This is a genomic window from Mesorhizobium sp. P5_C1, from assembly GCF_054049815.1.
In genome coordinates this window covers 1-1,227 of record NZ_JBFULQ010001006.1, presented here as the reverse complement: position 1 = coordinate 1,227, position 1,227 = coordinate 1, and the positions used below count along the sequence as shown (strand labels likewise).

General features: G+C 61.1%; 2 protein-coding genes and 1 tRNA gene. 1 reads left to right on the top strand and 2 read right to left on the bottom strand.

Features of this window, described 5'->3' with window-relative positions:
* The first annotated feature begins 8 nt into the window (after positions 1–8).
* Entirely contained in the window at positions 9–173 is a 165-nt protein-coding gene (locus ACXJ7R_RS33425; RefSeq protein WP_457155522.1) for a pPIWI-associating nuclease domain-containing protein, read from the top strand.
* Between the two features lie 205 nt (positions 174–378).
* On the opposite strand, the gene ACXJ7R_RS33420 is transcribed toward ACXJ7R_RS33425, so the two are convergent.
* Positions 379–453 (bottom strand) — tRNA-Val (locus ACXJ7R_RS33420).
* A gap of 141 nt (positions 454–594) precedes the next feature.
* A partial coding sequence (locus tag ACXJ7R_RS33415; protein ID WP_457155521.1) for a phosphoglycolate phosphatase occupies positions 595–1,227 on the bottom strand: 633 nt, incomplete at its 5' end.

The following is a 1,227-nucleotide window of genomic DNA, read 5'->3' as shown; positions in this document are numbered from 1 at the left end:
CCCCTGAGATGTTGGGATTTATCGACAAGGATATTGAGGACATTCTACAGTTATTCAAGGTGTTTAACGAGGCTACCCATGGCGAGGCCGGAAAACACGGTTTTGCCAAGCTCCAAAATATCCGCAAACGCGTCGATGGCGGTATTATGTTCCTTGCGGCCGTCGCGCTGTAACCCTCTGGGACTGTGGCTTTTCACCTTCTTTCGCCACTTTCCCACATCCCCTGCCTTTGCCTCGGTCGAGCGCATAGTAGGTCTCGCCGCCGAGCTCTTGAGCCATTCTCTCAGTTTGGAACTGAAGGCGAGATTTTCCCGGTCATTGTGYCAGATGAAGGCGTGGCGCTCGGCACATGCCATTTGGCCATTCCTGGAGATTGGATGGTGGGCGATGCAGGGATTGAACCTGCGACCCCACCCGTGTGAAGGGTGTGCTCTCCCGCTGAGCTAATCGCCCGCTCGTTGCCCGAAGGCCAAGCGAGCCGCGATATAAGGGAGGCGGGTGCGGGAAGTCAAGGCGATGCCTAGCGCGTTCTGACAGGGATCGGATTGTTGTCCTTTAGCACCTGCCTGAGACGTGATGCCGGCCGTTTTCCTGTCAGTTCCCCGCGGCGACAATCAGCCTTTGCGCCAGATCGAGCGTCAGGGCGTCGAAATGCGAGATCACCGCCGAGGGTTCGAATTCGCGGACATGGCGGTCGGTGTAGCCGAAATCTACCGCCACCACTGGAATGCCGGCAGCCTTGGCGGTGTCGATGTCGGTTTGCGAATCGCCGACCATCAGCGCGCGATCCGGGTCGCCGCCGGCGAGCCTGATGGTCTCGATGAGATGGCGCGGGTCGGGCTTGCGGAACGCGAACGTGTCCTGGCCGGCGATTGCGGCGAAATGCTTCGTCAGGCCGAGCGCCTCGATCAGCGCCAGCGAGTTGGCTTCGTATTTGTTGGTGCAGATGGCCAGGAGATAGCCGGCGTTCTCGAAGCGGGCGATCGCCTCGACGACGCCGGGGTAGGGGCGCGATTTGCCGGGGATGTTGAGGGTGTAGTGGTCGAGGAAGAGTTTCAGCAGCCGGTCGTGCTCCTCGACGTCAAGCGACCGCTGTTGGGCGGCATGGGCCCGCTCGATCATCACGCGGCCGCCGTGACCGACAAAGCGCCGGAAGCCAGCCTCATCGACCGCCGCGATATGGCTGGCGGCAAGGCTGTGGTTCAGGCTATCGAGCAGGTCGGGCGC

Coding starts and splice junctions, on each gene's coding strand:
- ACXJ7R_RS33425 (WP_457155522.1), top strand. CDS start 9: ATGTTGGGATTTATCGACAAGGATATTGAGGACATTCTACAGTTATTC.